The sequence below is a fragment of the Micromonospora sp. CA-248089 genome (genome assembly GCF_050948515.1).
Lineage (GTDB): Bacteria > Actinomycetota > Actinomycetes > Mycobacteriales > Micromonosporaceae > Micromonospora.
This window is the reverse complement of record NZ_CP192016.1, coordinates 1,540,048-1,565,540: the sequence shown is the minus strand read 5'-3', so window position 1 is coordinate 1,565,540 and position 25,493 is coordinate 1,540,048. Positions and strand designations below refer to the sequence as shown.

Annotated in this window: 23 protein-coding genes and 1 riboswitch; of the genes, 6 read left to right on the top strand and 17 right to left on the bottom strand. The window is 73.6% G+C overall.

What is annotated here, in order from left to right; all coding sequences use genetic code 11:
- Window positions 1–47 precede the first annotated feature (47 nt).
- The 3 genes from pgsA to ACQP26_RS07695 are packed head-to-tail and all read right to left on the bottom strand — an operon-like array spanning window position 48 to window position 3,152.
- Window positions 48–629, bottom strand: coding sequence for a CDP-diacylglycerol--glycerol-3-phosphate 3-phosphatidyltransferase (pgsA, locus tag ACQP26_RS07705; protein ID WP_269701314.1), 582 nt, complete (start codon window positions 627–629; stop codon window positions 48–50).
- A 47-nt stretch (window positions 630–676) separates the two neighbouring features.
- Window positions 677–2,179 (bottom strand): 30S ribosomal protein S12 methylthiotransferase RimO, encoded by a 1,503-nt coding sequence (rimO, locus tag ACQP26_RS07700; RefSeq protein WP_281578700.1) that lies wholly within the window; start codon window positions 2,177–2,179, stop codon window positions 677–679.
- Window positions 2,180–2,228: 49 nt separating this feature from the next.
- Window positions 2,229–3,152: an ornithine cyclodeaminase family protein gene (locus tag ACQP26_RS07695; protein WP_433495309.1), complete on the bottom strand. Its 924-nt coding sequence runs from the start codon at window positions 3,150–3,152 to the stop codon at window positions 2,229–2,231.
- 96 nt (window positions 3,153–3,248) lie between these two features.
- A riboswitch (guanidine-III (ykkC-III) riboswitch) is annotated at window positions 3,249–3,314 on the top strand.
- 58 nt (window positions 3,315–3,372) lie between these two features.
- Here ACQP26_RS07695 and ACQP26_RS07690 point away from each other — a divergent pair.
- Together ACQP26_RS07690 and ACQP26_RS07685 are read left to right on the top strand one after the other, a co-directional pair.
- Window positions 3,373–3,687, top strand: coding sequence for a DMT family transporter (locus ACQP26_RS07690; RefSeq protein WP_013284696.1), 315 nt, complete (start codon window positions 3,373–3,375; stop codon window positions 3,685–3,687).
- Between the two features lie 84 nt (window positions 3,688–3,771).
- Window positions 3,772–4,014: a hypothetical protein gene (locus ACQP26_RS07685; protein ID WP_433495308.1), complete on the top strand. Its 243-nt coding sequence runs from the start codon at window positions 3,772–3,774 to the stop codon at window positions 4,012–4,014.
- 63 nt (window positions 4,015–4,077) lie between these two features.
- Here the strand turns inward: ACQP26_RS07685 and ACQP26_RS07680 are convergent, their stop codons facing one another.
- Window positions 4,078–6,534: an FtsK/SpoIIIE family DNA translocase gene (locus ACQP26_RS07680; RefSeq protein ID WP_269701320.1), complete on the bottom strand. Its 2,457-nt coding sequence runs from the start codon at window positions 6,532–6,534 to the stop codon at window positions 4,078–4,080.
- 113 nt (window positions 6,535–6,647) lie between these two features.
- Here ACQP26_RS07680 and ACQP26_RS07675 point away from each other — a divergent pair, with 113 nt between their 5' ends.
- A complete protein-coding gene (locus ACQP26_RS07675; protein WP_364772422.1) occupies window positions 6,648–7,127 on the top strand; it encodes a YbjN domain-containing protein in 480 nt (159 codons plus the stop codon).
- Complete coding sequence (locus ACQP26_RS07670; RefSeq protein WP_433495307.1) at window positions 7,124–8,770, top strand: YbjN domain-containing protein; 1,647 nt, start codon at window positions 7,124–7,126, stop codon at window positions 8,768–8,770. Before ACQP26_RS07675 ends, ACQP26_RS07670 begins: the two co-directional genes overlap by 4 nt.
- 97 nt (window positions 8,771–8,867) lie before the next feature.
- On the opposite strand, the gene ACQP26_RS07665 is transcribed toward ACQP26_RS07670, so the two are convergent.
- From ACQP26_RS07665 to ACQP26_RS07640, 6 genes are all read right to left on the bottom strand, one after another.
- Window positions 8,868–10,418, bottom strand: a complete 1,551-nt coding sequence (locus ACQP26_RS07665; protein WP_433495306.1) for a S1 family peptidase — start codon at window positions 10,416–10,418, stop codon at window positions 8,868–8,870.
- 174 nt (window positions 10,419–10,592) lie between these two features.
- On the bottom strand, window positions 10,593–12,281 hold the full coding sequence (locus tag ACQP26_RS07660; RefSeq protein ID WP_269701327.1) for a ribonuclease J: 1,689 nt from the start codon (window positions 12,279–12,281) through the stop codon (window positions 10,593–10,595).
- Between the two features lie 51 nt (window positions 12,282–12,332).
- Window positions 12,333–13,259, bottom strand: a complete 927-nt coding sequence (dapA, locus tag ACQP26_RS07655) for a 4-hydroxy-tetrahydrodipicolinate synthase (RefSeq protein WP_281578705.1) — start codon at window positions 13,257–13,259, stop codon at window positions 12,333–12,335.
- Window positions 13,260–13,311: 52 nt separating this feature from the next.
- On the bottom strand, window positions 13,312–14,049 hold the full coding sequence (thyX, locus tag ACQP26_RS07650) for an FAD-dependent thymidylate synthase (RefSeq protein ID WP_194799842.1): 738 nt from the start codon (window positions 14,047–14,049) through the stop codon (window positions 13,312–13,314).
- Between the two features lie 72 nt (window positions 14,050–14,121).
- The gene (locus ACQP26_RS07645) at window positions 14,122–14,856 is read right to left on the bottom strand and encodes a DUF2752 domain-containing protein (RefSeq protein WP_433495305.1); all 735 of its coding nucleotides are present in this window, start codon (window positions 14,854–14,856) and stop codon (window positions 14,122–14,124) included.
- Window positions 14,846–16,075: a winged helix-turn-helix domain-containing protein gene (locus ACQP26_RS07640; protein WP_433495304.1), complete on the bottom strand. Its 1,230-nt coding sequence runs from the start codon at window positions 16,073–16,075 to the stop codon at window positions 14,846–14,848. The genes ACQP26_RS07645 and ACQP26_RS07640 overlap by 11 nt, the downstream gene beginning before the upstream one ends.
- Window positions 16,076–16,170: 95 nt before the next feature.
- Between ACQP26_RS07640 and ACQP26_RS07635 the strand changes: the two genes are divergently transcribed.
- A complete protein-coding gene (locus tag ACQP26_RS07635; RefSeq protein ID WP_433495303.1) occupies window positions 16,171–16,716 on the top strand; it encodes an N-acetyltransferase family protein in 546 nt (181 codons plus the stop codon).
- Here the strand turns inward: ACQP26_RS07635 and ACQP26_RS07630 are convergent.
- Complete coding sequence (locus ACQP26_RS07630; protein WP_281578708.1) at window positions 16,621–17,925, bottom strand: glycosyltransferase family 87 protein; 1,305 nt, start codon at window positions 17,923–17,925, stop codon at window positions 16,621–16,623. The genes ACQP26_RS07635 and ACQP26_RS07630 overlap by 96 nt on opposite strands.
- Window positions 17,926–17,960: 35 nt before the next feature.
- Between ACQP26_RS07630 and ACQP26_RS07625 the strand changes: the two genes are divergently transcribed.
- Window positions 17,961–18,554: a GNAT family N-acetyltransferase gene (locus ACQP26_RS07625; protein WP_269701337.1), complete on the top strand. Its 594-nt coding sequence runs from the start codon at window positions 17,961–17,963 to the stop codon at window positions 18,552–18,554.
- A gap of 171 nt (window positions 18,555–18,725) precedes the next feature.
- On the opposite strand, the gene ACQP26_RS07620 is transcribed toward ACQP26_RS07625, so the two are convergent.
- From ACQP26_RS07620 to ACQP26_RS07595, 6 genes are all read right to left on the bottom strand, one after another.
- Window positions 18,726–19,193: a GNAT family N-acetyltransferase gene (locus ACQP26_RS07620; RefSeq protein ID WP_433495302.1), complete on the bottom strand. Its 468-nt coding sequence runs from the start codon at window positions 19,191–19,193 to the stop codon at window positions 18,726–18,728.
- A 20-nt stretch (window positions 19,194–19,213) separates the two neighbouring features.
- The gene (gene dapB / locus ACQP26_RS07615) at window positions 19,214–19,918 is read right to left on the bottom strand and encodes a 4-hydroxy-tetrahydrodipicolinate reductase (RefSeq protein WP_433496102.1); all 705 of its coding nucleotides are present in this window, start codon (window positions 19,916–19,918) and stop codon (window positions 19,214–19,216) included.
- A 111-nt stretch (window positions 19,919–20,029) separates the two neighbouring features.
- Window positions 20,030–21,397, bottom strand: a complete 1,368-nt coding sequence (locus ACQP26_RS07610; protein ID WP_433495301.1) for a M16 family metallopeptidase — start codon at window positions 21,395–21,397, stop codon at window positions 20,030–20,032.
- Window positions 21,398–21,517: 120 nt separating this feature from the next.
- Window positions 21,518–23,872 carry a polyribonucleotide nucleotidyltransferase gene (locus tag ACQP26_RS07605; protein WP_269701349.1) on the bottom strand — a complete coding sequence of 785 codons (2,355 nt, stop codon included), beginning with the start codon at window positions 23,870–23,872 and terminating at the stop codon, window positions 21,518–21,520.
- Between the two features lie 220 nt (window positions 23,873–24,092).
- On the bottom strand, window positions 24,093–24,362 hold the full coding sequence (gene rpsO / locus ACQP26_RS07600) for a 30S ribosomal protein S15 (protein ID WP_013284678.1): 270 nt from the start codon (window positions 24,360–24,362) through the stop codon (window positions 24,093–24,095).
- Window positions 24,363–24,544: 182 nt separating this feature from the next.
- A complete protein-coding gene (locus ACQP26_RS07595) occupies window positions 24,545–25,471 on the bottom strand; it encodes a bifunctional riboflavin kinase/FAD synthetase (protein WP_281578712.1) in 927 nt (308 codons plus the stop codon).
- Window positions 25,472–25,493: the final 22 nt, after the last annotated feature.

Below are 25,493 nucleotides of genomic sequence, written 5' to 3'. Positions count from 1 at the left end.
GCCGGCTTACTCGTCGGCCGCCCGGATCGCCGGATCCGCCGACCGGCTCAACGGGCCGGGCGCCGCAGCCGCAACGCCTGGGCGATGTAGTCGAACCCGGTGACCACGGTGACCACCACGGCCGCCCCCATGATCCACGGCCCGATCGCGGCGAGCGCCGCCGGCATCGGCCAGAGGTACCAGGTGATCGCCAGGATCTGCAGCGCCGTCTTGACCTTGCCGCCCCGGCTGGCCGCGATCACGCCGTGCCGGATCACCCAGAAGCGCAGCGCGGTGATGCCCAGCTCACGGGCCAGGATGACCACCGTCACCCACCAGGGCAGCCGGTCGTAGACGGAGAGCAGCACCAGGGCGGCGCCGGTGAGCGCCTTGTCGGCGATCGGGTCGGCGACCTTGCCCAGCGAGGTGACCAGTTCGTACCGGCGGGCGATCCAGCCGTCGACCAGGTCGGTCGCGGAGGCCACCGCGAAGATCAGGCAGGCCGCCATCTGCCAGCCCGCGTGGCTCATGCCGGAGGCGATCACGGTGGCCGCGAAGACCGGCACCAGCATCAGGCGCGCGCCGGTGAGCACGTTCGCCGCGTTGAGCAGGGGTACGGGGGCAGCGGCCGTCGACTCCGCTCCCGTCATGTCCCGCATCGCCCCACGTGGCTTCCCCGCTCCATCAGGGCCCGCCGTCACCGTACCGCGCCGGGCGCCGCCGAGATCATCTCATCCGGTACGGCGACCAGGTCCACGCCCTCGGTCGCCGTCACCGTGGCCCGGACCAGGTCACCGGGGCGCAGCGCGGCCAGATCGACCCCGCCGCCGACGGGCGCGACGAGGGTGGTCGAGCCGTCGACCTCGGGCGCCTGATGGGCGGCCCGCCCCTCCACCACGCCGTCGGCGGTCGAGTCCACGAGCACCTCCACCGTCGCGCCGAGGCGCTCCTCGGCGCGCTGCGAGCAGAGTTCGTCGGCCAGCGCGCTGAGCTTGTCGTACCGCCGCTTGATCGTGGCGGCGGAGACCTTGCCGGTCAGGCCGGCGGCCTCGGTGCCGTCCTCGTCGCTGTAGTCGAACATGCCGATCGCGTCCAGCCGCGCCTCGGTCAGGAACCGGACCAGCTCGGCCACGTCCTGTTTCGTCTCGCCGGGGAAGCCGACGATGAAGTTGCTGCGCGCGCCCGCCTCCGGTGCCAGCGCGCGGGCGGACGCGAGCAGCTCCAGGAACCGGTCGGTGGAGCCGAAGCGGCGCATCCGGCGCAGCACCGGCTCGCTGGAGTGCTGGAACGACAGGTCGAAGTACGCGGCCACGCCCGGCGTGGTGGCGATCACCTCGACCAGTCCGGGTCGGGTCTCGGCGGGCTGGAGGTAGCTGGCGCGGACCCGCACGATCCCGTCGATCGCGGCGAGCTGCGGCAGCAGCTTCTCCAGCGCGCGCGGGTCGCCCAGGTCCTTGCCGTACGAGGTGGAGTTCTCGCTGACCAGCACCAGCTCCCGGACGCCGGTCTTGGCCAGCCACTCGGCCTCGGCGAGCAGCTCGTCGGGGGTACGCGAGACGAACGCGCCGCGGAAGGCCGGGATGGCGCAGAACGCGCACCGCCGGTCGCAGCCGCTGGCGAGCTTCAGCGAGGCCACCGGGCCGGTGTCGAGCCGGTGCCGCAGCACCTGCCGCAGGTGGGCCGGAGTGTGCGCGTCGGTCTCCGGTGTGACCCGGGCCGGGGTGCCGTGCCCGGGTAGCGACACCGCCGCGTCGCGGCGTTTCACCGGGGTCAGCGGCAGCAGCTCCCGCCGGTCGCGCGGGGTGTGCGCGCCGATCGCCTCGCCGGCCAGCACCGAGTCGAGGCGGGCGGCGATGTCCGGGTAGTCGTCGAAGCTCAGCACCGCCTGCGCCTCGGGGAGACTGTCGGCCAGCTCACGGCCGTACCGCTCGGCCATGCACCCGGCGGCGACGACCTTCGCGCCGGTGTCGGCGGCGGCGAGCAGCGTCTGGATCGAGTCCTGCTTGGCCTTCTCGACGAACCCGCAGGTGTTCACCACCACCACGTCGGCGCCCTCGCCGTCGGTGGTGACCTGCCATCCGTCGGCGTGCAGCCGGGCGGCCAGTTCCTCCGAGTCGACCTCGTTACGGGCGCAGCCGAGGGTCAGCAGGGCGACGCGGCGCCCGTCGGTTCGCGGGGTGGAGGAGGAGGCAGACACCATCCGAGGGTACCGGGCCGGTTCCGGAGTGCCGCGCACCCGTCCGGCCGGTTCAGCGGGCGGGAACGGCCACCCGGGCCAGCCGGTCGAGGAGGAACACCTCCGTGCCGGCCAGGCCGGTGGAGCAGAAGACCGAGATCTGGTCCGCGGTGGTCCGGCCGGGAACCGCGCCGGCCAGCACCGCGCCCAGGTCGCGCAACCGCCCGGCGTACGGCTCGACGGCGGCCAGCATCGGCGGGACGTACGCGGTGGCCTGCCCGGGTGAGTCGGTGACCATCAGATCGGCGGCGTCGAGCAGGTCGGGGCCGAACTCGTGCCGGTCGACCTGCTTGAAGCCGACCGTGTTGACGTGGGTGCCGGGGGCAAGATCGGCGGCGTCGAGCACCGGGGTGGTGCTGGTGGTGGCGAGCACCACGACGTCGCGGTCGCGTACCGCGGCGGCGGCCGAGCCGACGGCGCGGGCCGGCACGTCCAGCTCGGCGCGGACCCGCGCGGCGAACGCCTCCCGCCGGGCCGCCGAGCGGCTGTACACGGTCACCTCGCGCAGCGGCCGGACCGCCGCGGCGGCCCAGACCTGGGTCCACGCCTGCCGGCCGGACCCCACCACGCCGACCGTGGCGGCGTCCGCGCGGGCCAGCGCGTCGACCGCCACGCCACCGAGTCCTCCGGTACGCCGGGAGCCGAGTTCCTCGCCCACGGCGATGGCGCGTACCGCGCCGGTGTTCGCGTCGTGCAGCACGACCAGTTGACCGCTCTCCGGGTGGCCGAACGTGTCGTACGAGCGGAAGCCGTACCACTGCCCGGTGAGGTGCCCGGCGGTGAGCACCATCCGGCCCCCGTCCAGCGGCGCGGACGCCCGGGGCGGGGCGATGAGCCGCCCCGCGTGCGCGGCCAGCAGCGCGTCGCGCATGGCAGCGACGGTAAGCGGGGCGTCCACGGCGGCCGCGACGTCGTCGTCGGAGAAGAGCAGGGTCATGCCTTCCATCGTGCAACCTGAAGTTGACGTCAACTCCACCCGAGGTGGGCTTTCCCACCTCGCCGACGGTCCGCCCCGCCCGGTGCTACCGTCGGCCACGACGGCCCGCGGGCCGTCCCGGACGAGTGGTGGGCGTACCCGGTCAGGCCAAGACGCCCCGCGTGACCAACCGCCGCCCGGCCCGCTCCGCGCCGGGCCCGCCCGTCAGAGGTGATGTCCCATGGCCTGGATCGTGCTGGTGATCTCCGGACTCCTGGAGACCGCGTGGGCGATCGCGCTTGATCGCAGCGCCGGCTTCACCCGTCCGCTCCCCTCCGCCGTCTTCGCCGTCACCCTGGTCGGCAGCATGGCCGGCCTGGCGTACGCGCTGCGCGACATCCCGGTCGGCACCGGTTACGCGGTGTGGGTCGGCATCGGCGCGGTGGGCACCGCGCTGGTCGGGATGCTCGCGCTGGGCGAACCGGTCAATCTGCCGCGCGTGGCCTGCCTGCTGCTGGTGGTGGCCGGTGTGATCGGACTGAAGCTGTTCGCCTGATCGCCCGCATCCGGTTTGGACGATGCGCCGCCCGGGGTACCCGGTCTCCCGTTGACCGACAGAGCGATCATCACGGAGGACCCCATGGCCGACATGCACGCCAGCGCCCGTCCGCGCAGCAACACCGCCCGGATCTGCACGATCGTCGCGTTCGTCTTCGCGGCTCTCGCGATCTTCCTGTCCCCGCTGATCTTCGGCGTCCTCGGCCTGATCCTCGGCATCGTCGGCGCCGTCCTCGGTGACAAGCCGCTGGGCTGGTACGCCGCCGCCGCGAGCGTGGTCGGCGCGATCATCGGCGCCGTGCTCGTCGCCGCCCTGCTCAACTGACCCGGACCGCCGACGGCGGCTCCCACCTGACGGTGGGGGCCGCCGTCGTCCGTTGCGGGGCCGTCAGTCCTCGCCGCCGCGCAGGCCGGCCAGGACCTCCTCCAGCTCGTCCGGCTTGACCAGCACGTCGCGGGCCTTCGAGCCCTCGGACGGGCCGACCACGCCCCGGGTCTCCATCAGGTCCATCAGGCGGCCCGCCTTGGCGAAGCCGACCCGCAGCTTGCGCTGCAACATCGAGGTCGACCCGAACTGCGAGGTAACCACCAGCTCGACCGCCTGCACGAGCAGGTCCAGGTCGTCGCCGATGTCCTCGTCGATCTTCTTCTTGCTGTCCTGCGCCGGGGCGAGCACGTCCGGACGGAACTCCGGCTCGCGCTGGTCCTTGCAGAACTTCACCACGTCGGCGATCTCGCGCTCGGTGACCCAGGCGCCCTGGATGCGCTGCGGCTTCGACGCGCCCATCGGCAGGAACAGGCCGTCGCCGCGGCCGAGCAGCTTCTCCGCGCCGGGCTGGTCCAGGATGACCCGGGAGTCGGCGAGCGAGGAGGTGGCGAACGCGAGCCGGGACGGCACGTTCGCCTTGATCAGGCCGGTGACCACGTCCACCGATGGTCGCTGGGTGGCGAGCACCAGGTGGATGCCGGCGGCCCGGGCGAGCTGGGTGATCCGGACGATGGAGTCCTCCACGTCGCGCGGCGCGACCATCATCAGGTCGGCCAGCTCGTCCACGATCACCAGCAGGTACGGGTACGGCCGCATCTCCCGCTCGCTGCCCGGCGGCGCCTTGATCTCGCCGTTGCGCACCTTGCGGTTGAAGTCGTCGATGTGCCGGACCCCGTTGGCGGCGAGGTCGTCGTAGCGCATGTCCATCTCGCGGACGACCCACTCCAGCGAGTCGGCCGCCTTCTTCGGGTTCGTCACGATCGGTGTGACCAGGTGCGGGATGCCCTCGTAGCCGGTCATCTCGACCCGCTTCGGGTCGATCAGCAGCAGCCGCACCTCGTCCGGCGTGGCCCGGGTCAGGATGGACACCAGCAGCGAGTTGAGGCAGGACGACTTGCCCGCGCCGGTGGCGCCCGCGATCAGGATGTGCGGCATCTTCGCGAGGTTCGCGACCACGTAGCCGCCCTCGATGTCCTTGCCGAGCGCCACCACCATCGGGTGGTGGTCGCTGGTCGCCTCGCGGGAGCGCAGCACGTCGCCGAGCGACACGTTCTCCGGGTCGGTGTTCGGGATCTCCACACCCACAGCGCTCTTGCCCGGGATCGGGCTGAGGATGCGGACGTCCGGCGACTTCACCGCGTACGCGATGTTGCGGGACAGCTGGGTGATCCGCTCGACCTTGACGCCCGGGCCCAGCTCCACCTCGTACCGGGTGACTGTCGGGCCGCGGGTGAAGCCGGTGACCGCGGCGTCCACGTCGAACTGCTCGAAGACGCCGGTGAGCGCGGCGATCACCTCGTCGTTGGCCTTGCTGCGGCTCTTCGGCTTGGCGCCGCTGCCGAGCAGGTTCGCCGGCGGCAGCGTGTAGTCGCCGGCCAGCCCGGTCAGCGCGAGCTGCTCGGCGCGGGTGGGCAGCGGCGAGTGCTCCGGCGGCTCGACCGGCTTGCGGTTCGCCGGCACCTTCGGCGGCTTGCGCGGCAGCACCAGGGTTTCCTGCAGATCGACGCCGGCCAGCTCGTCGTCCGGGTCCAGCGGCTCCAGCGGCGGCGGCATCCGCTTCGCCGGCCGCTTGCGGGCGGGCTTCGCCGGCGCCTCGTCCTCGGCGAACTCCTCGTCGGCGTCCGGCCCGGCCGGGTCGGCGCGCAGGCCGAGCCGCTCCGGGATCTTGTTGATCGGCGTCGCGGTGACCACGAGCAGGCCGAACACCAGCAGCAGGAGCAGCAGCGGCATGGCCACCCAGGCGGTCACCGCCGACTTCAGCAGGTCACCCACGCCCGCGCCGATCAGGCCACCGGCGAAGTCACGCTGGACCTCGTCGACCGGGTTCTGCCCGATGTGCAGCATCGCGGCGGTCGCCAGCATCATCGAGCCCCAGCCGACCAGGCCGCGACCGCGGTGCTCGGGATCGGCCGGGGTCCGCATCAGCCGCCACGCGCCGACCATGAACAGCACCGGAAGAATTATCGAGATGGCGCCGATGAACAGCCGTACGGTGTCGGCCAGGTGCCGGCCCACCGGCCCGGCGCCGCCGCCCCAGATGCCCACCGCGCTGAGGATGGCCAGGCCGAACAGCAGCAGCCCGGCGCCGTCGCGGCGGTGCTCCGGATCCAGCTCCCGGGTGGACGCGGCCTGCCGCCCGGCCGCCCGGAACGTCCAGCCGACCGTGTGCGCCAGTCCCATCCAGACGGCGCCGACCGCCCGGCCGACGAACGCGGCCGGGCTCGGCCCGGGAGCCGGTCGCCGCCGCGCCGGCTTCCGCGCCGCCGCCTTCTTCGCCGGTTGCCGGGCGCGGTTGTTCGTGGTGCCACGCGGCGACGCGCCGCGCCGCCGGCTCGCCTGAGAGGTACGGCCCGCCATAGAGTCACGGTAACGGCGGCACCCGGTGGATCGCCGCTTTTCCGGGTCGTGTCCGCGCGTCGCAGCACGGGTCGGACCGTCGTATGTGTTATTCGCCTCAGAAGGGATGCCCGATGGCGTCGCCGGAGATCGAGGACGGTCCGGACGGTCCGCTGGCCGGACACCCGCAGGAACTGCGCCCGCTGACCGGCGAGCTGATCGCCGCCGTGCTCGGCCACCGGGGGTACGCGGTGGTCGAGGAACCCGACGGCGCGCTGGTCGGCCGCTGGGAGCGAAACCTGATCTGGTTCCACCGCCGGGGCGCGGCCGGTGAGCTGCTCCAGGTGCGCACCGTCGTGGCGCACCACTTCGGCATCGAGCGCGTGCCCGAGCTGCACGCCTTCTGCAACACGTGGAACCACGACCGGCTCTGGCCGAAGGCGTACGTGCACGTCGCCGACGACGGGTCGGCCCAGGTGTGCGGCGAGGTCACCACCGACCTGGAACGCGGGGTGACGCCGCACCAGCTCGACCGGCTCGTCGACTGTGGCGTGACCACCGGGTGCCAGCTCGCCGCCGCCGTCGACGAGCTGGCCGGCGGGACGCTCCGATGACCACGGCACGCGACCGGGGGCTGGTCGCCGCGCTCGCCGACGCCCGGGACCGGCCCGACGGCGCGGAGCGCTGCGCCGAGCTGGAGCGGATCGCGTCGCGGGCGGACGCCACCGGCGACCCGCGTACCGCCTTGTCGGCGCGGTTCGCGCTGGTCGAGGCGTACCTGCACCGGGGCGAGCGGTGGCGTGCGGTGGAGCCGGTCCGGCGGATGCGGGCCACGCTGGACGGGAACGCCGGCCTGCTGGACGCCCGCCCCGACGAGTTGACCCGCTTGCGCCGGCACCAGCGGCAGGCGGTGGAGGCGTCGTTCGGCACGCCCCGGGTGGGCCTTGATCAGGCGCGGTCCCTGTTGGACACACTCGCCGGTGAGCTGGGCGAGGACGCGGCGCCGGTGGCGGAGCTGCGCTGCCGGCTCGCCGACCACCTCGGCGACGAGCCGGCGGCCCGGCGCGCGTACGAGCGCTGGTCGGCGGCGGACGCGAACGACCCGGTCGGCGGGTGTGCCGGGTGCGCCCCGGCACGGCGGGCCGACCTGCTGGCCGGCTGGGGCGAGCCGGACGCGGCACTGGCGGCGCTCGCGCCCGCGCTGGCCGGCTGGGTCGAGCCGCAGGCGCCACCGACCCGGCGGGGCGAACGGCAGGCGGCGGCGGCCGGGGCGACGGCCTGCACCGACCAGCCGGAACGGGCGCTCGCCGTGGGGCTGCTGCCGTGGCTGCGTACCGGCGCGGTGACGCGGGCCGCCCGGGCGCACGTGCGGGCGTACCGCCGGCACCGCGGTGAACGGACGGCGTTCCCACTGCTCGCCGCGCACCTGCGCTTCTGCGCGCTGGGCGGCTACCTGCATCGTGGGCTGGAGATCCTCACCGAGCAACTGCCCGAACTGGACCGCCCGGCCGACGACCTGTCCGCGATGGAGTTCGCCGCGGCGGGCGCGCTGCTGTGCGGGCTGGCCACCGAGGCCGGGCTGGGCGGGCGGCGGATCCACCGTCCCGGGCACGGCGCCCGGCCGGCGGCCGAGGTGGACGTGGCGACGCTCGGTACGCAGTTGCAGGCGCTGGCGACGGCGCTCGCCGGCAGCTTCGACGCCCGCAACGGCACCGGGCACCAGTCCGGCCGGATCGCCTCCTGGCTGGCCGAGCGGCCGCTCGCCGCGCCGGTGTCACTCGCTGCCGAGAGCGAGTTCGACGAGGAGCCGGACGCCGACCCGGCCGAGCCCGGGCCGCCCGGGCCGGAGGAACCGACCCCACTGGACGCGGCGCTGCTCGCCGCCGCGCTCGACGCCCGGGGCGAGCCGTACACGACGGAGCCGGACGGCACGCTCGCCGGGCGGTGGGGCGACGCCACGATCCAGTTCCGCATCCTCGGCCGGCAGGGCGACGTGCTGCACGCCCGGGTGGTGGCGGAACGGCGGCTGCCGGCCGGGCGGCGCGCCGAGGCGTACGCGTTCTGCAACGCCTGGAACCACGACCGGCTGCTGCCCGCCGCGTACGTGCACGAGCCCGGCGACGGGACGCTGGTGCTGGCCGCGGGCGTCTCCACCGACCTGTCCTGCGGGGTGGCACCGGCGCAGCTCGCGGTGCTGGTGGCCGCCGCGGTCCGCACCGGCACCGCGTACGCCGAGGCGGTCGCCGCGCTGCCCTGAGCCGCCGCCCCGGCGCGCCGACGGACCGTGCCGCCGACGCGGCGCGGCCCCGACCACCGGGCGGTGGTGGTCGAGGGCCGCGGTCTGGGTGCGGCGGTCAGCGGGCGGAGAACGCCAGCGTGTACTCGCCGGAGCCGGACAACCCGACGACGCGGTACCGGTAGGCGCCGGCCGGCGTCTCGGCGGTCAGGCGGGCCGTGCCGTCGGCGGAGGTCGCGCGGGCCACGGTGCGGAACGCGCCGCCGGTGAAGCGTTGCAGCTCCAGCGCCACCCGGGCGCCGTCCGGCGCGGACAGGCACGCCTCCTGGGTGCCGTCGGGCACCCGGTAGAAGCGCCCGTCCGGCTGGATCTGGGTCCGTCCGGCGGCGATCCGGCCGGTCCGGCTCACCTGCCCGGTGCACTCGGTGTCGCCGGCCGGCGGGGTGGGCTCGGCGGTCGCGGGCGGTGTGGTCTCGCCGCCGCCCGCCGGCGGCTGCGTGGGCGCGGGCTGGTCGCCGGCGGTGACGAGGGTCAGGTTGTTGCGCTCGAGGATCTCGTTCACCGGCTGGAAGAACGTGGTGCCGCCCCGGGTGCAGTCGCCGGAGCCGCCCGAGGTGACGCCCTGCGCCTGGTCGCCGGAGAGCCACGCGCCGCCGGAGTCGCCCGGCTCGGCGCAGACGTTCGTGCGGGTCAGCCCGGTGACCGTGCCCTCCGGGTAGTTGACTGTGGCGTTCTTCGCCTGGATCAGGCCGCACCGGGTGCCGGTGGTGGAGCCGGACCGGCAGATCGACGCGCCCACCGGCGCCTCGGTGGAGCCGTTCACCGCCACCGTGCCGCCGTCGTTGAAGTCGGTCACCACGCCCTGCGGCGTCCAGTCGGCGTTCACCCGCACGAACGCCCAGTCGTCACCCGGGAACGAGGACGCGGCGAAAGTGCCCTGGGCGACCCGGTTCGATCCGGTGGTGCGGTCCCCCGGCCGGCCGCAGTGCCCGGCGGTGACGAACCCGCCGACCACGGAGAAGCCGACCGAGCAGCGGCCCGCGTTGTTGATCAGGTAGGCGTCGCCGCCCCGCACGTCGAACAGCGGACGCGGGGCCTCGTCGGCGGTCCGCACCCGGACCGTCGCGGCCTTCGAACCGGCGGCTGCGGCGAACCGGCGGCCGTCGGCCTCCGCGCCCGGCCGCGCGATCACAACCACCGCGTTGTCTGCCACGTCGACGTACCAGCCGGCCACGTCCGGGCTCGCGTCGGCGCCCGCCGCGTCCAGCCGGGACTTCACCGCGTCCAGCTCGGCGACGCCCCGCGCGACCCGCTTCGGGACCGCGCCCGCCGCGCGTACCCGGGCCTCACCGGCCGGGTCGGCCACCGCCACGGTGAGCGTGGCGCCGTCCGCGCTGAGCCAGCTGCCCCCGTAGCCGGCGCCGAGTTCGCCGCGCAGCCGGGTGACGGTGCCGGCCGCCCACCGCTCCGTCCGCAACCGCTTCACCGCCTGGTCGCGGGTCAGCGAGAGGTCGCGGCCCATCGCGTCCAGGACCTCCGGCGCGACGCCGTCGGCCGCCGGCGCGGCCCGCCGGGGTTCCTCACCGGCGAACGACGGTACGGTCACCGCCGCCGTCAACCCGGCCGCCGCCACCAGTACGCCGATGGCTGTCATCCGTCTGCGGTCCATCCGCCACGCTCCTCCCGACCGGCGCAGGGGCACGCCGGCCGTCGGGAGGTACGGAGACGGACGCCGATCGGATGAGGGTGAGCGAAGGGTTTCGACGCGGCGTGTCGGGGCGTACCCGGAAAGCGACGGCGCCGGCCCACCGCGGACGGTGGACCGGCGCGCGGCGCGGTCGGGTCAGACCTCGACGACGGTCGGGACGATCATGGGCCGACGGCGGTACGCGTCGTTGACCCAGCGGCCCACCGTGCGGCGGACGATCTGCTGGAGCTGGTGCGGGTCCGTGATGCCGTCCGCGGCGGCCCGGTTCAGCGCCTCGGTGACCAGCGGGACCACCGGGTTGAACGCCTCCGGGTCCTCGGAGAAGCCCTTGGCCGAGACGGTCGGCCCGGCGACCACCTTGCCGGTGACCGAGTCGACCACCACTGTCGCGGCGATGAACCCGCCGTCGCCGAGGATCCGGCGCTCGGTGAGCAGCGACTCGCTCACGTCACCGACGGCGAGACCGTCGACGTAGACGTACCGGCTCTTGACCCGCCCGACCAGGCTGGCGCGGCCCTCGACCAGGTCGACCACGTCGCCGTCCTCGCAGAGCACGACCCGGTCCGGCGCGACGCCGGACTCGATGCCGAGCCGGGCGTGCGCCCGCAGGTGCCGCCACTCGCCGTGTACCGGCATCAGGTTGCTCGGGCGGACGACGTTGAGCAGGTAGAGCAGCTCGCCGGCCGGGGCGTGGCCGGAGACGTGCACCTTGGCGACGTCCTTGTGGACCACCACGGCGCCGGCCCGGGCCAGCCGGTTGATCACCCGGTAGACCGAGGTCTCGTTGCCGGGCACCAGCGAGGACGCCAGCACCACCGTGTCGCCGGGCGCGATGGTGATGTGCCGGTGGTCGCCGCTGGCCATCCGGCCCAGCGCGCTCATCGGCTCGCCCTGCGAACCGGTGGACATCAGCACGATCTGCTCGGGCGGCAGGTTCGTGGCCTCCTCGATCCCGACCACCAGGCCGGGCGGGATGTTCAGCAGGCCCAGGTCACGGGCGATGCCCATGTTGCGGACCATGGACCGGCCGATCAGCGCCACCTTGCGGCCGTGCTCGGACGCCGAGTCGAAGACCTGCTGCACCCGGTGCACGTGCGAGGCGAACGAGGCGACGATGATCCGCCCCTTGGCCTTTCCGAAGATCGAGTCGAGGACCGGGCCGATCTCCCGCTCCGGCGTGACGAAGCCGGGGATCTCCGCGTTCGTCGAGTCGGACAGCAGCAGGTCGACGCCCTCGGCGCCGAGCCGGGCGAACCCGGCCAGGTCGGTGATCCGCCCGTCCAGGGGAAGCTGGTCCATCTTGAAGTCGCCGGTGTGCAGCACCAGGCCGGCCGGGGTACGGATGGCCACCGCGAGCGCGTCCGGGATCGAGTGGTTCACCGCGAAGAACTCGCACTCGAACGGGCCCAGCCGTTCCCGGCCACCCTCCCGCACGGTCAGCGTGTACGGCTGGATCCGCCGCTCGGCCAGCTTCGCCTCGACGAGCGCGAGCGTGAACTGGGAACCGACGAGCGGAATGTCCGGCTTGTGCGCGAGCAGGTACGGCACCGCGCCGATGTGGTCCTCGTGGCCGTGCGTGAGCACGATCGCCTGTACGTCGGCCAGCCGGTCCAGGATCGGAGCGAAGTCGGGCAGGATCAGGTCCACGCCCGGCTGCTCGACGTCGGGGAACAGCACCCCGCAGTCGACGATGAGCAGCTTGCCGTCGTACTCGAAGACGGTCATGTTCCGGCCGATGGCGCCGAGTCCGCCGAGCGGGATGATCCGCAGGCCGCCCTCGGGCAGCGGCGGGGGCAGTTCACCCTCGATGTGCGCCTCGGTCACGCGTCACCTCATTCTGCGACGCCGTCGCGCGGCGTCCGTCGTGTCGTTGATTCATTCGGGCAGGGGCAGGCCCGCCGCGGCGCAGTCGGCGCGCAGCTGGGCCAGTTCGTCACCGGTGGCGTCGACGAGCGGCGGCCGCACCGGACCGGCCGGGCGACCCTGCACCCCGAGGCCGGCCTTGACCAGGATCGTGCCCTGGGTGCGGAAGATGCCGGTGTAGAGCGGCAGCAACTGCCGGTGCAGGGCGAGCGCCCGGGCGTTGTCGCCCGCCTCGAACGCCTCGATCATCTGCTGGGTCAGCGCGCCGGTGAAGTGGGTGGAGGTGCCGACCACGCCGACCGCGCCGATCGACAGCATCGGCAGGGTCAGCGCGTCCTCGCCGCTGTAGTAGGCCAGGTCGGTGCGGCTGAGCACCTCCGCGGTGGCGAGCAGGTCGCTCTTGGCGTCCTTCACCGCGACGATCCGGCCGTGCTCGGCCAGCTTCACGAGCGTCTCGGTGGCGATCGCCACGCCCGTGCGGTGCGGGATGTCGTAGAGCATGACCGGCAGGCCGGTGGCGTCCGCGACGGTGGTGAAGTGACGCAGCAGACCGGCCTGCGGCGGCTTGTTGTAGTACGGCGTGACCACCAGCAGGCCGTGCGCGCCGGCCTTCTCGGCCTGCGTGGCCAGCTCGACGGTGTGCCGGGTGTCGTTGGTGCCCACCCCGGCGACGATGCGGGCCCGGTCGCCGACCGCCTCGACCACGGCACGGATCAGCGACTCCTTCTCCGCCTCCGTGGTGGTCGGGGACTCGCCGGTGGTGCCGTTGAGGACCAGCGCGTCGTTGCCCTGCTGGTCGACGAGGTATTCGGCGAGCCGGGCGGCGCCGTCGAGGTCCAGGCCGCCGTCCGGCGTGAACGGGGTCACCATGGCCGTCATCACTCGCCCGAACGGGCGCGACGCGCCCCGGCTGGGGGCGGCGGAGTGGTCGTGCGTCATGCTCACAACCTAGCGGACGGCCGCCGGTGACCCGGCGGCGAAGGGCGACGAGTCACTCGGCGTGCGGCGACGCTGCCACCTCGGTGCCGTCGGGCAGCGTGGAGATCTCGAAGTCGGCGAAGACGTTCGGCGCGACACCCTTGAGCTGGCGCAGGCACTCCACGGCCAGCTCGCGGATCTCCACGTCGGCGTGCTCGGTGGCGCGCATCTTCACGAAGTGGCGCCAGGCCCGGTAGTTGCCGGTCACCACGATCCGCGTCTCGGTGGCGTTGGGCAGCACCGCCCGGGCCGCCTGGCGGGCCTGCTTGCGGCGCAGCGTCGGGTTGGGCTCGTCGGTGAAACGGCTCTCCAGCCCCTCCAGCAACTCGGTGTACGCCCGTACCGCCGCGTCGGTGGCCTCGACGAACTTCTTGTGCAGCTCCGGGTCGTCGGCGATCACCGACGGCTCGACCATCGCCGCGTCCCGCTCGGGCACGTAGCGCTGGGACAGCTGCGAGTAGGAGAAGTGCCGGTGCCGGATCAGCTCGTGGGTGAACGAGCGCGAGACGCCGCTGAAGTAGAAGCTCACCGAGCCGTGCTCCAGCACGCTCAGGTGGCCGACCTCCAGGATGTGCGCCAGGTAGCCGGCGTTGGTGGCGGTGGCCGGGTTCGGCTTCTTCCAGCTCTGGTAGCAGGCCCGGCCGGCGAACTCGGCGAGCGCCTGCCCGCCGTCGGCGTCGGTGGACCAGGGCACCTCTTCGGGTGCCTGGAACTGGGTCCACGCGATCAACTTGACCTGGGGCTGCACCATCTCCGGCATTCCTGCGACTGTAGTGGCCGCGCCGTCGCCGTGGAAATCGGGCACGCGGCCGTCCGGAACCGGTCAGACGTAGAGCGAGGTGAAGGGGGCCCAGGGCAGGTTGCGGACCACCGAGAAGACGCCCCAGGCGGCCAGGAACATGCCGATGACCTTGGGGCTGAACTGGATCTCGGGGAGCTTCCAGCCGAACGCCCGGTTGCCGGCCCAGGCCACGAAGAGCCAGGTCAGGAACGGCAGGGCGAAGACGAACAGGAAGTGGTGGCGGGCCGCGGCGGGCAGGTCGGCGTGCAGCACGTACCAGAGCGCGCGGGTGCCGCCACAGCCCGGACAGTCCAGCCCGGTGGTCAGCTTGAGCAGGCAGGTCGGTGCGGCGTCCGGGTCGCTCCGGGTCGGGTCGCTGACCAGCGCGTACGCGATGCCGACGCCGACGCAGCCGAGCGCCGCGAGCGGCACCGCCCAGCGCGGAGCGCGGGCGTGCAGGCGCATCACCATCCGGGTGAACCGGTCGGCCTCGACCGGCTGGTACGCCGCCGGGTAACCCCCCGGCCACGGTGCTCCGGGCGCTCCGGGCGCTCCGGGCGCTCCGGGCGCTCCGGGCGCTCCGGGCGCTCCGGCGGGAGCGTGCGGACCGGCGTGCGCGTGCGTCTCGGCGTGCGAAGGCTGCCCGGCGTACGCGTAGGCGTGCGCCTCGCCCTGCGGCCCGGACTCCGGCTGCGCGTGCCCGTGCGGGTGCGACTCGGGGTGCGGGTCGGGCGCGGTGGCAGGCCGGTCAACGCTCGTCACGCGCTCACCGTACACCGGCCACGCCCACCAGCGCGGCGGCCAGCGGCCCCGCCAGGTCGCCCGCGGCGGGCGGGGCGACCGCGTCCAGACCGAGCCAGCCGGCCAGCCGGTACAGCTCGGCGGCGAGCGCCACGGCGGTCTCCCCCGGATCGGCGCCCGGCTCGACCCAGGCGGCGGGCACCAGCAGCACCCCGCCCTTCCGGTCGGCCTTCAGGTCGACCCGGGCGGTGAAGCGCTCGCCCTGGCGGAACGGCAGCACGTAGTAGCCGTAGACCCGTTTCGGCGCCGGCACGTAGATCTCGATCCGGTAGGTGAAGCCGAACAGCCGCTCGGTGCGCCCTCGCTCCCAGACCAGCGGGTCGAACGGGCTGACCAGCGTGTTGCCGCGGACCCAGCGGGGCAGCCGGGCGTCGGCGTGCAGGTAGGCGGGGTGCCGCCAGCCCTGCACGGTGACCGGGGTCAGCTCGCCCGCCTCGACCAGCTCGGCCACCGCCTGCCGCGCCCCGGCGACCGGGAGCCGGAAGTAGTCGCGCAGCTCCGGCTCGGCGGCCACACCCAGCGAGCGGGCGGCGATCGAGACGAGCGACCGGTACGCCTCGGCGTCGCTCGGGGTGGGCGCGTCCAGCACGGTGGCCGGAAGCACCCGCTCGGGCAGGTCGTAGCGGCGGGCGAACGAGTTGGTGCGGTCGGCAGCGGTGACCTCGCCGGCCCAGAACAGGAACTCCAGGGCCCGCTTCACGACGGACCAGTTCCAGCCCCAGTTGCCGGTCTCCCGAGGCGCGTCGTGCTCGATCTCGGCCGCGGTCAGCGGGCCCCGGGCGGCCACCTCGTCGCGGACCCAGGCGATCAGCCCGGGCTGCTCCTCGGCGATCCGGCGCATGCCGCCCCACGCCTCGTCGCGGGCCTTCGCCATCCGCCAGCGCAACGCCGGGTGCAGGCCCACCGGCACCAGCGACGCCTCGTGCGCCCAGTATTCGAACAGCTCACGCGGGCGGCGGTAGGCGGCGGTGTCGAGCAGGGCGGTCGGGTAGGGCCCGAGCCGGCTGTAGAGCGGCAGGTAGTGCGCCCGCTGGAGCACGTTCACCGAATCCATCTGGATCAGCCCGACCCGGTCGAGCACCCGGCGCAGATGCCGCCGGGTGGGCACGCCGGTGGGCGCCGGGTCGGCGAAGCCCTGGGCGGCCAGGGTGATCCGGCGGGCCTGGGCGAGGGAGAGCGATTCCGGTACGGCCATCGTCGGCGACCCTAATCCAGACCTCCGACACGACGAGTCCAGGTCGCCGGGAGCGGCGGCTGGACCGATCGCCCGCCGGGGCATAGAACGGACAGGTGCTCACCATTCGCCGGGAGGAACCGGACGACGCCGAAGCGATCGCCCGGGTGCACGTCCACGGCTGGCAGGCCGGTTACGCCGGGATCATGCCCGCGGAGGTGCTGACCCGGCTGAACCCGCGCGCATGGGCGCAGCGCCGCCGCGACCTCGGCACCGCCGACCCGGAGCACCCGTTCACCACGCTCGTCGCCGAGGACGACGGCACGATCGTCGGGTTCACCACGTTCGGGCCGTACCGGAACAACCAGGACCGCGACGACCTCGACCCGGCGCACGGCGAGCTGGTGGCGATCTACGTGGAGCCGGCGCACTGGGGCTCGGGCACCGCGCGGACGCTGCTCGCGGCGGCCCGCGACGGCCTGGCCGAGCGGGGCTGGACGGAATACCGGCTCTGGGTGCTCGCCGACAACGCCCGCGCCCGCCGCTTCTACGAGCGGGCCGGGCACTCACCGGACGGCGAGGAGTCCACCTACGCGGTGCCGCTGCCCGGCGGCCTCGCCCCGATCCTGCTCCGCGAGCTGCGGTACACCACCGGAGGCTGACCCGGCCGGGAGATCGTCGCCGCGCCGCTCGCCGTCGATGGGTGTGAGCCAGCGGCGGATCGGTAGCCCGAGCAGCAACGCCAGGCTGATCCACACGTACGTGTTGCTGCCGAGGAAGCCGTCCACGCCGGTGAAGTCCTTCTCCCAGGACCAGACGATCCGGCTGCACAGCAGCGCGTACCCGATCACCGCGGCGGCCAGCAACAGACGGCGCCGGCGGCTGCGCGCGGGCGCCGCCATGCCGTTGTCGACGAGCAGGATCAGCCCGGGCAGCAGCCAGACCAGGTGGTGCACCCAGGTCACCGGGCTGACCAGGCACATCACCGCGCCGGTCAGGGCCAGGCCGGTGGCCTCGTCGCCGGCGGCCACCGCCGCCCGCGACCGCCACCCCCAGATCACGAGCGTCACGAGTACGAGCAGCAGCCACGCGATCGTGCTGGGGTGCTGCGGGTCGAGCCGGGCCACCACCCCGCGCAGCGACTGGTTGGAGACGAACGCCAGCTCGCCGACCCGGTCGGTGTTCCACAGCGCCTCGGTCCAGAACTCCCGGGAGGCGTCAGGGAAGAGGCCGGCGGCCACCAGCGTGGCGACCGCGGCGGTGCCGACAGTGGTCAGGGCGGCCCGCCAGCGGCCGGTGACCAGCAGGTAGACGATGAAGATGCCGGGCGTCAGCTTGATCGCGGTGGCCAGGCCGATGCCCACGCCCGCCCAGCGGCTGCGCGCCGGCAGCAGCCACAGCAGGTCCACCGCCACCAGGAACAGCAGCAGCATGTTGACCTGGCCGAAGTTGACCGTCTCCCGCATCGGCTCGTACGCGGCGGCCAGGCAGAGCGCGACCGCGAGCGCGAACCAGCGGGTCCAGCCGGAGCGGCGGGCCACCGGGTCCAGCAGCCGCCAGATCACCACGGCGCTCGTCACCACCGTCAGGGTCACGCTCACCACGATCGCCGCGTTCCACGGCAGGTACGCCATCGGCAGCATCACCAGCGCGGCGAACGGCGGGTAGGTGAAGCCGTACTGCGTGCCGGAGCGCAGGAAGTCGTAGATCTCCCCGCCGTCACGCGCCCAGTAGGTCAGCGCGCCGTAGTAGACCTGCAGGTCGAAGAAGCCGTGCCGGACCGCCGCCACGGAGAGGAACACGGTGACTGCCGCGGCGAGCGCCACCACGGCGACGACCTGCGCGACCGTGCGCGCGGCACCCTGCGCCACCGTCACCCTCCTCGCCCTGCGTAGGCTCACGTGCCATGGCTGCAGGCTACGTCCGGCCCGCGCGTCCTGAGGACGCCGGCGAGATCGCACGCATCCAGCTCGCGACCTGGCGGGTCGCGTACCGCCGGATCCTGCCACGGCACGTGCTCGACAACCTCGACGAGGCGTACCTCGCGCGGCGGTGGAGTGCGGCGGTGCAGGAGCCGCCCTCGGGCGCGCACCGGGTGCTGGTCGCCGTCGAACAGGCGGCGCAATCCTATCTGGTGGGGTTCGTCGCCTCCGGTCCGGCCGACGCGGACGCGCTCGCTCCCGGCGAGCCGGCCGAGGCGCTCGGCTCGGACGTCGCGGCGGTGACGGACCTGCTGGTCGAGCCCCGGTGGGGGCGGCGCGGGCACGGCAGCCGGCTGCTCGCCGCGGCTGTCGAGCACTGGCGCGGCGACGGGCTGACCCGGGCGGTCGCGTGGGCGTTCGACGCCGACGCGGCGACCCGGAAGTTCCTCGGCTCGACCGGCTGGGAGCCGGACGGGGCGACCCGCGCGCTGGACGTGGACGACATGCTGGTCCCCCAGCTCCGCTTCCACGTGGCGACCCCGGAGTCCGCTGACGAAAACCTCTCAGCCGACCGATGAGTTCCCGTCCGGCCGCCGGTCCACCCTCACGTGGGTGGGCCGGCGGTCCCGGCACGGGGCAGGACCGCCACCCCACCCCACCGTGATCGCGTCGATCATGAAGTTGGCGGCCTTGTCGATCTCCCCATCTGCCGCCAACCTCATGATCGACCGGGAACAGGGTCCCGGGGGTCAGGCGGGGCGGAGTTCGGCCACCAACTCGTCGTCCTCCATGGCGCCGGTGGGGTGGAAACCCAGCGCGGTGTAGAGGGCGGCGGCGGGCTTGTTGTCGGGGTGGTAGCTCAGGCGGATCGGCTCGCCCGCCTCGGCGAGCCGGTCCGCGAGCGTCCGTACCGTGGCGCGGCCCAGGCCCCGGCCCTGCTCGGCGGCGTCGATCACCATGCCGCCGATCCAGCGCGACCCGTCGTCGTCCACGCCCCACATGACGTGGCCGACGACCGTCTCGTCGGCGTACACCGCGAGCGAGTTCCAGACCTCCGAGCGCTCGGTGAGGAGCAGGTAGCGGGCGGCCAGCGCGGCCACGAAGGCACGCTGGTCGTCGTGCGGCGCGACGTCCGCGACGGCCCGCCAGTTGTCGTCGTCCACCGGCCGCAGCGTCACCCGGCGGCCGGTGCGGTCGGAGTGCCCGGAATCGATCATGAGCAGAGGGTACGCCCAGGTCAGTCGAGCAGGGCGTCCAGACCGACTGTGAGACCGGGCCGGCGACCCACCTCCCGGACCGCGAGCAGCACGCCGGGCATGAACGACACCCGGTCGTACGAGTCGTGCCGGATGGTCAGCGTCTCGCCAGTGGTGCCGAACAGCACCTCCTGGTGGGCGACCAGGCCGGTGGCGCGTACCGCGTGCACGCGTACCCCGTCGATGTCGGCACCGCGGGCGCCGGCCACCTCGTCGCGGGTGGCGTCCGGCGCGGGCCCCAGGCCGGCGTCGGCGCGGGCCGCGGCGATCAGCCGGGCGGTGTGGGTGGCGGTCCCGCTCGGCGCGTCCAGCTTGCGCGGGTGGTGCTGCTCGACGATCTCGACCGACTCGAAGTAGCGGGCGGCGCGCGCCGCGAACTGCATCATCAGCACCGCGCCGATGCCGAAGTTGGGGGCGATCACCACGCCCAGCCCGGGCCGGTCGTCGAGCCAGCCCCGCACCTGCGCGAGCCGCTGCTCGGTGAATCCGGTGGTGCCGACCACCGCGTGCACGCCGTTCTCGACGCACCAGCGCAGGTTGTCCATGACCGCGTCGGGGGTGGTGAAGTCGACGACCACCCCGGCGCCCGCCTGCGCCACCGCGTCCAGGTCGTCGCCCTGGTCGACGGCCGCTACCAGCTCCAGGTCGGCGGCGGAGTCGACCGCCTTGCAGACCTCCATGCCCATCCGGCCCCGCGCGCCCAGCACACCGACCCGGGCCGCCGTCTTCTGCTGCTCAGTCACGGGCCACAACCTATCCCAGCGCCCGGCGTGCGGTCCGGCGGACCGGCGGGCCGCTCAGCCCGTGACCGTGAAGCTGCCGGAGTCGAACGGGCCGACCACCGCCAGGGACATCGGCCGTCCGAGCAGGTCGGCGGCGAGCGCGTTCACGTCGTCGAGCGTCACCGCGTCCACCCGGGACAGCAGGTCGTCCACCGGCATCAGGTTGCCGTAGAGCAGCTCGCCCTTGGCGAGCCGGCTCATCCGCGAGCCGGTGTCCTCCAGCCCGAGCACGAACGAGCCCTTGCTCATCCCCTTGCCGCGGGCCAGTTCCGCCTCGGTGATCCCCTCGGCGGCCACCCGCGCCAGCCCCGCACGGGTCAGGTCCAGCACCTCGTCCACCTTGCCCGGCGCGCAACCGGCGTAGACGGCGAACACGCCGCTGTCGGCGTACTGGCTGGCGTAGGAGTAGACCGAGTAAGCCAGGCCCCGCTGCTCCCGGATCTCCTGGAACAGCCGGCTGGACATGCCGCCCCCGAGCACGTTGTTCAGCACACCGAGGGCGAACCGCCGGTCGTCGGTGCGGTCGATCCCCGGGCAGCCGAGGATGACGTGCGCCTGCTCGGTCTCCTTCGGCTCGACGAGCGTGGTGGCCGGCTTGGTGCGTACCGCCGGGGTGGCCGACCGGTGCGGCGCGGGCGACGCCGGGTCGGTGTCCAGCGGGGTGCCGCGCAGCGCCTGCCGGACCAGCTTGACCACGGCGGCGTGGTCGAGGTTGCCGGCGGCGGCGATCACGATCTGCGGCGCGGTGTAGCGGCGGCGGTAGAAGCTCTGGATCTGCCGCCGAGTCATCGGCGTGACCGTCTCCTCCGTGCCGGAGATGAGCCGGCCCAGCGGGTGGTCGCCGTAGACGGCGCGGGCGAACAGGTCGTGCACCTCGTCGCCGGGCTCGTCGTCGTGCATGGCGATCTCTTCGAGGATGACGCCGCGTTCGGTCTCCACGTCCGCGGGGGCCAGCACCGAGTCGGCGACCAGGTCGCACATGACGTCGATGGCCAGCGGCAGGTCCTCGTCCAGCACCCGCGCGTAGTAGCAGGTGTATTCCTTCGTGGTGAAGGCGTTCGTCTCGCCGCCCACGGCCTCGATCTGCGCCGAGATCTCCAGCGCGCTGCGCTTGTTGGTGCCCTTGAACAGCAGGTGCTCCAGGAAGTGCGCGGCACCGGCCTGCGTGCCGTTCTCGTCGCGCGAGCCGACCGCCACCCAGATGCCGAACGACACGCTGCGCATCGCCGGGATCGCCTCGGTGAGCACCCGCAGCCCGCTGGGCAGCACGGTACGGCGGACGGTGCCGCCGAGCGGGTCGTCGCTGAGCGTACGGGTGACCGCGCGGGCCGCCGAGCCGATCGGCGCCACCCCCCATCCCGTCGAGGCGCCTGACGAACTCACGAGAACCTGCTCTCCGGATGACGAGGAACGGCGGACGTACGACGGCTCCAGCTCGCGCGGGCGACCTGGAGCCGTGGGCCGGCCCGGGTGACGCGGACGTCACCCGGGCCGGTCGGTGAATCAGCTGTGCCGGGTCCGGCGGCGCGGACGGGACTCGCCGCCGCCCTCGCCACCCTCGGAGCGGCGCTCGCCACGGTCACCACGGTCGCCCCGGTCACGCGGGCCACGGTCGCCGCCGCGGTCCCGGCCCGACGGACGGTCGCCGCCACCGGCCGCGCCCTCGGCCGGCGCCTCGGCGCCCTCCGGGCGGATCTTGTCCAGGTAGATCTTGCCGCGGGCGTCGATGTCCGCGATCTCCACCTCGACCTTGTCGCCGACGTTGAGGTAGTCCTCGACCTTCTCGACCCGCTTGCCGTCGCCCACCTTGGAGATGTGCAGCAGGCCGTCGCGGCCCGGCAGCAGCGAGATGAAGGCGCCGAACGCGGCGGTCTTCACCACGGTGCCGAGGAACCGCTCGCCGACCTTGGGCAGCGTCGGGTTGGCGATCCCGTTGATCCGGTCCACAGCGGCCTGGGCCGCCGGCCCGTTGGTCGCGCCGACGTAGATCGTGCCGTCGTCCTCGATGGAGATCTCGGCGCCGGTCTCGTCCTGGATCGCGTTGATGGTCTGGCCCTTCGGGCCGATCACCATGCCGATCTTGTCGACCGGGATCTTCACGGTGGTGACCCGCGGCGCGTAGTCCGACATCTCGGCCGGCGCCTCGATGGCACGCTGCATCACGTCGAGGATGGTCTGCCGGGCCTCGTGCGCCTGCTGCAGCGCGGCGGCCAGGACGTCCGACGGGATGCCGTCCAGCTTGGTGTCGAGCTGCAGCGCGGTGACGAAGTCACGGGTGCCGGCGACCTTGAAGTCCATGTCGCCGAACGCGTCTTCGGCGCCGAGGATGTCGGTCAGCGTCACGTACTGGGTCTTGCCGTCGACCTCGTCGGAGATGAGGCCCATGGCGATGCCGGCGACCGGCGCCTTCAGCGGCACACCGGCCGAGAGCAGGCCCAGCGTCGAGGCGCAGACCGAACCCATCGAGGTGGAGCCGTTGGAGCCGAGCGCCTCGGAGACCTGCCGGATGGCGTACGGGAACTCCTCGCGCGAGGGCAGCACCGGGAGCAGCGCCCGCTCGGCGAGCGCGCCGTGGCCGATCTCGCGCCGCTTCGGCGAGCCGACCCGGCCGGTTTCACCGGTCGAGTACGGCGGGAAGTTGTAGTTGTGCATGTAGCGCTTGCGGTTCTCCGGGGACAGCGTGTCCACCATCTGCTCCATGCGCAGCATGTTCAGCGTGGTGACGCCCAGGATCTGGGTCTCGCCGCGCTCGAACAGCGCCGAGCCGTGCACCCGCGGCAGCACGCCGACCTCGGCGGACAGCGGACGGATGTCACGCGGGCCGCGGCCGTCGATGCGGACCTGCTCGCGCAGCACCCGGTTGCGGACCTCGGACTTGGTCAGCGACCGGAACGCGGCGGACAGCTCCTTCTCGCGGCCCTCGAACCGGCCGGTCAGCTCCTCGGCGACCTTGGCCTTGATCCGGTCCAGGGCCTCCTCGCGGTCGGCCTTGCCGGCGATCTTCAGCGCCTCGGCGACCTCGGCGCGGGCCACCTCGGCCACCGCGTCGTACGCGTCGTCGGAGTAGTCCAGGAAGACCGGGAACTCGGCGACCGGCTTGGCGGCCACCTCGGCCAGCTCGCTCTGCGCACGGCACAGCTCGCGGATGGCCGGCTTGGCGGCCTCCAGGCCGCTGGCCACGATCTCCTCGGTCGGCGCGGTCGCGCCACCCGAGATCAGGGTCACGGCGTTCGGGGTGGCCTCGGCCTCGACCATCATGATCGCGACCTCGCCGTCCGGCAGGGTGCGGCCGGCCACGACCATGTCGAAGGTGGCCCGCTCGAGCTCCTCCAGCGTCGGGAAGGCGACCCACTGGCCGTCGACGTGCGCGACCCGGGTCGCGCCGATCGGGCCGGAGAACGGCAGGCCGGAGAGCTTGGTCGACATCGAGGCAGCGTTGATCGCCACCACGTCGTACGGGTGCTGCGGGTCGAGCGCCAGCACCGTCTCGACGACCTGGACCTCGTTGCGCAGGCCCTTGACGAACGACGGGCGCAGCGGCCGGTCGATCAGCCGGCAGGTGAGGATGGCGTCCTCGCTGGGCCGGCCCTCGCGGCGGAAGAACGAGCCGGGGATGCGGCCCGCGGCGTACATCCGCTCCTCGACGTCCACGGTCAGCGGGAAGAAGTCGAACGACTCGCGCGGCTGCTTGCCGGCCGTGGTGGCGGAGAGGACGACCGTCTCGCCGAGCTGGGCGACGACGGAGCCGGCGGCCTGGCGGGCCAGACGGCCGGTGGAGAAAGTGATCTCACGGGTGCCGAAGGACCCGTTGTCGATCACCGCGGTGCGGGATTCGGTGCCGAGGTTGGTCTCGGTCATGTGCTGTGGTGCTCCTTCGCGTCGTCGGCCGACGACACGGGAACTGCTCAGGCGGCCGGTCTTCGATCGAAGCGCCCGGGGAGGCCGGCGTCGTGCCGGGGTTCCCGGGGGCCACTACCGGAGACCGGTGCTGACCGGCTCCCTCTTCGGGTGTCGCGCGGCCGGGTTCTTCGGTGGTACTGCAACGGGGGAGCAGCCAGGCGGCCACTCCCCCGTCAGGTCATCGGCGCAGGCCGAGCCGCTCGATGAGCGACCGGTAGCGGTTGATGTCCTTCTTCTGGACGTAGTTGAGCAGCCGGCGGCGCCGGCCGACCAGCAGCAGCAGCCCACGGCGGCTGTGGTGGTCGTGCTTGTGCACCTTCAGGTGCTCGGTGAGCTCCGCGATCCGCTTGGTCAGGACCGCGACCTGCACCTCGGGCGAGCCGGTGTCGCCCTCGGCGGTCGCGTACTCCTGGCGGATCTTGGCCTTGGCTTCCTGGTCGAGCGCCATGTTCTCCCTGTTTCGTGGGTCATTCGATGAGGTCCGGAGCGGTCGTGGTGACCGGTGCAACGGACCGGTTCCTCGCACCCGCGGCGTCGTGCAGGCACGCGAGGCCCCCGTCGGTCAGCCGACGTCTCCGTCAGCCTACCAGCCCTCGGGACGGACGGCCGGTCAAGGTCGCTCCGCGCGGGTCAGAGCACCGCCCGGCGGGTGCGTTCCACGTCCTCGGCGATCTGGGCCACCAGCGGTTCGACCGCGTCGTATGTCCGCTGCTCACGCAGGTGCGCCACGAAGTCCAGGGCCAGCCGCTCACCGTAGAGGTCGCCGGTGAAGTCCAGCGCGTACGCCTCCACCCGCCGCTCCCGGCCGGAGAACGTCGGGTTGGTGCCGATCGACACCGCCGCCGCCAGCGGTTCCCCGTCGCGGCGGACCAGGCGGGCCGCGTACACGCCGTCGGCGGGCACCGCCGCGTACCTGTGGGTCAGCAGGTTGGCGGTGGGGTAACCCAGCTCACGTCCGCGCTGGTCGCCGCGGACCACCACGCCCTCCACCCGGTGCGGGCGGCCGAGCGCCGCCGCCGCCGCGCCCACGTCGCCCGCGTCGACGCAGGACCTGATGTACGTGGAGGAGAAGACCGTCCCCGCCTCGGCGACCAGCGGGGCCCCCTCGACGGCGAACCCGAAGGTGCGGCCCAGTCGCTCGAGCAGGGGCACGTCGCCCGCGGCCCGGTGCCCGAACCGGAAGTTGTCACCGACCACCACGAGCGCGGCGTGCAGGTGCTCGACCAGGACGTCGTGCACGAACGCCTCGGGTGGCAGCCGGGAGAACTCGACGGTGAACGGCACCACGCAGAGCACGTCCACGCCGAGCGCCTCGATCAGCTCGGCCTTGCGGGCCGGCTCGGTCAGCACCGCCGGGTGTGAGCCGGGGCGCACCACCTCGGCCGGGTGCGGGTCGAACGTCACCACCACCGACTTGACGCCCAGTTCCCGGGCCCGCGCCACGGCGTGACCGATGGTGGCCTGGTGCCCCCGGTGCACGCCGTCGAAGACGCCGATGGTGACCACCGAGCGTCCCCAGCCGCCGGGCGCCGCCTCGTACCCCCGCCACCGCTGCATGCCGTCTCCTCCCCTGTCCGCC

Coding starts and splice junctions, on each gene's coding strand:
- pgsA (WP_269701314.1), bottom strand. CDS start 629: ATGACGGGAGCGGAGTCGACGGCCGCTGCCCCCGTACCCCTGCTCAAC.
- rimO (WP_281578700.1), bottom strand. CDS start 2,179: ATGGTGTCTGCCTCCTCCTCCACCCCGCGAACCGACGGGCGCCGCGTC.
- ACQP26_RS07695 (WP_433495309.1), bottom strand. CDS start 3,152: ATGACCCTGCTCTTCTCCGACGACGACGTCGCGGCCGCCGTGGACGCC.
- ACQP26_RS07690 (WP_013284696.1), top strand. CDS start 3,373: ATGGCCTGGATCGTGCTGGTGATCTCCGGACTCCTGGAGACCGCGTGG.
- ACQP26_RS07685 (WP_433495308.1), top strand. CDS start 3,772: ATGGCCGACATGCACGCCAGCGCCCGTCCGCGCAGCAACACCGCCCGG.
- ACQP26_RS07680 (WP_269701320.1), bottom strand. CDS start 6,534: ATGGCGGGCCGTACCTCTCAGGCGAGCCGGCGGCGCGGCGCGTCGCCG.
- ACQP26_RS07675 (WP_364772422.1), top strand. CDS start 6,648: ATGGCGTCGCCGGAGATCGAGGACGGTCCGGACGGTCCGCTGGCCGGA.
- ACQP26_RS07670 (WP_433495307.1), top strand. CDS start 7,124: ATGACCACGGCACGCGACCGGGGGCTGGTCGCCGCGCTCGCCGACGCC.
- ACQP26_RS07665 (WP_433495306.1), bottom strand. CDS start 10,418: ATGGACCGCAGACGGATGACAGCCATCGGCGTACTGGTGGCGGCGGCC.
- dapA (WP_281578705.1), bottom strand. CDS start 13,259: ATGACGCACGACCACTCCGCCGCCCCCAGCCGGGGCGCGTCGCGCCCG.
- thyX (WP_194799842.1), bottom strand. CDS start 14,049: ATGGTGCAGCCCCAGGTCAAGTTGATCGCGTGGACCCAGTTCCAGGCA.
- ACQP26_RS07640 (WP_433495304.1), bottom strand. CDS start 16,075: ATGGCCGTACCGGAATCGCTCTCCCTCGCCCAGGCCCGCCGGATCACC.
- ACQP26_RS07625 (WP_269701337.1), top strand. CDS start 17,961: ATGGCTGCAGGCTACGTCCGGCCCGCGCGTCCTGAGGACGCCGGCGAG.
- ACQP26_RS07620 (WP_433495302.1), bottom strand. CDS start 19,193: ATGATCGATTCCGGGCACTCCGACCGCACCGGCCGCCGGGTGACGCTG.
- dapB (WP_433496102.1), bottom strand. CDS start 19,918: ATGGGCATGGAGGTCTGCAAGGCGGTCGACTCCGCCGCCGACCTGGAG.
- ACQP26_RS07605 (WP_269701349.1), bottom strand. CDS start 23,872: ATGACCGAGACCAACCTCGGCACCGAATCCCGCACCGCGGTGATCGAC.
- rpsO (WP_013284678.1), bottom strand. CDS start 24,362: ATGGCGCTCGACCAGGAAGCCAAGGCCAAGATCCGCCAGGAGTACGCG.
- ACQP26_RS07595 (WP_281578712.1), bottom strand. CDS start 25,471: ATGCAGCGGTGGCGGGGGTACGAGGCGGCGCCCGGCGGCTGGGGACGC.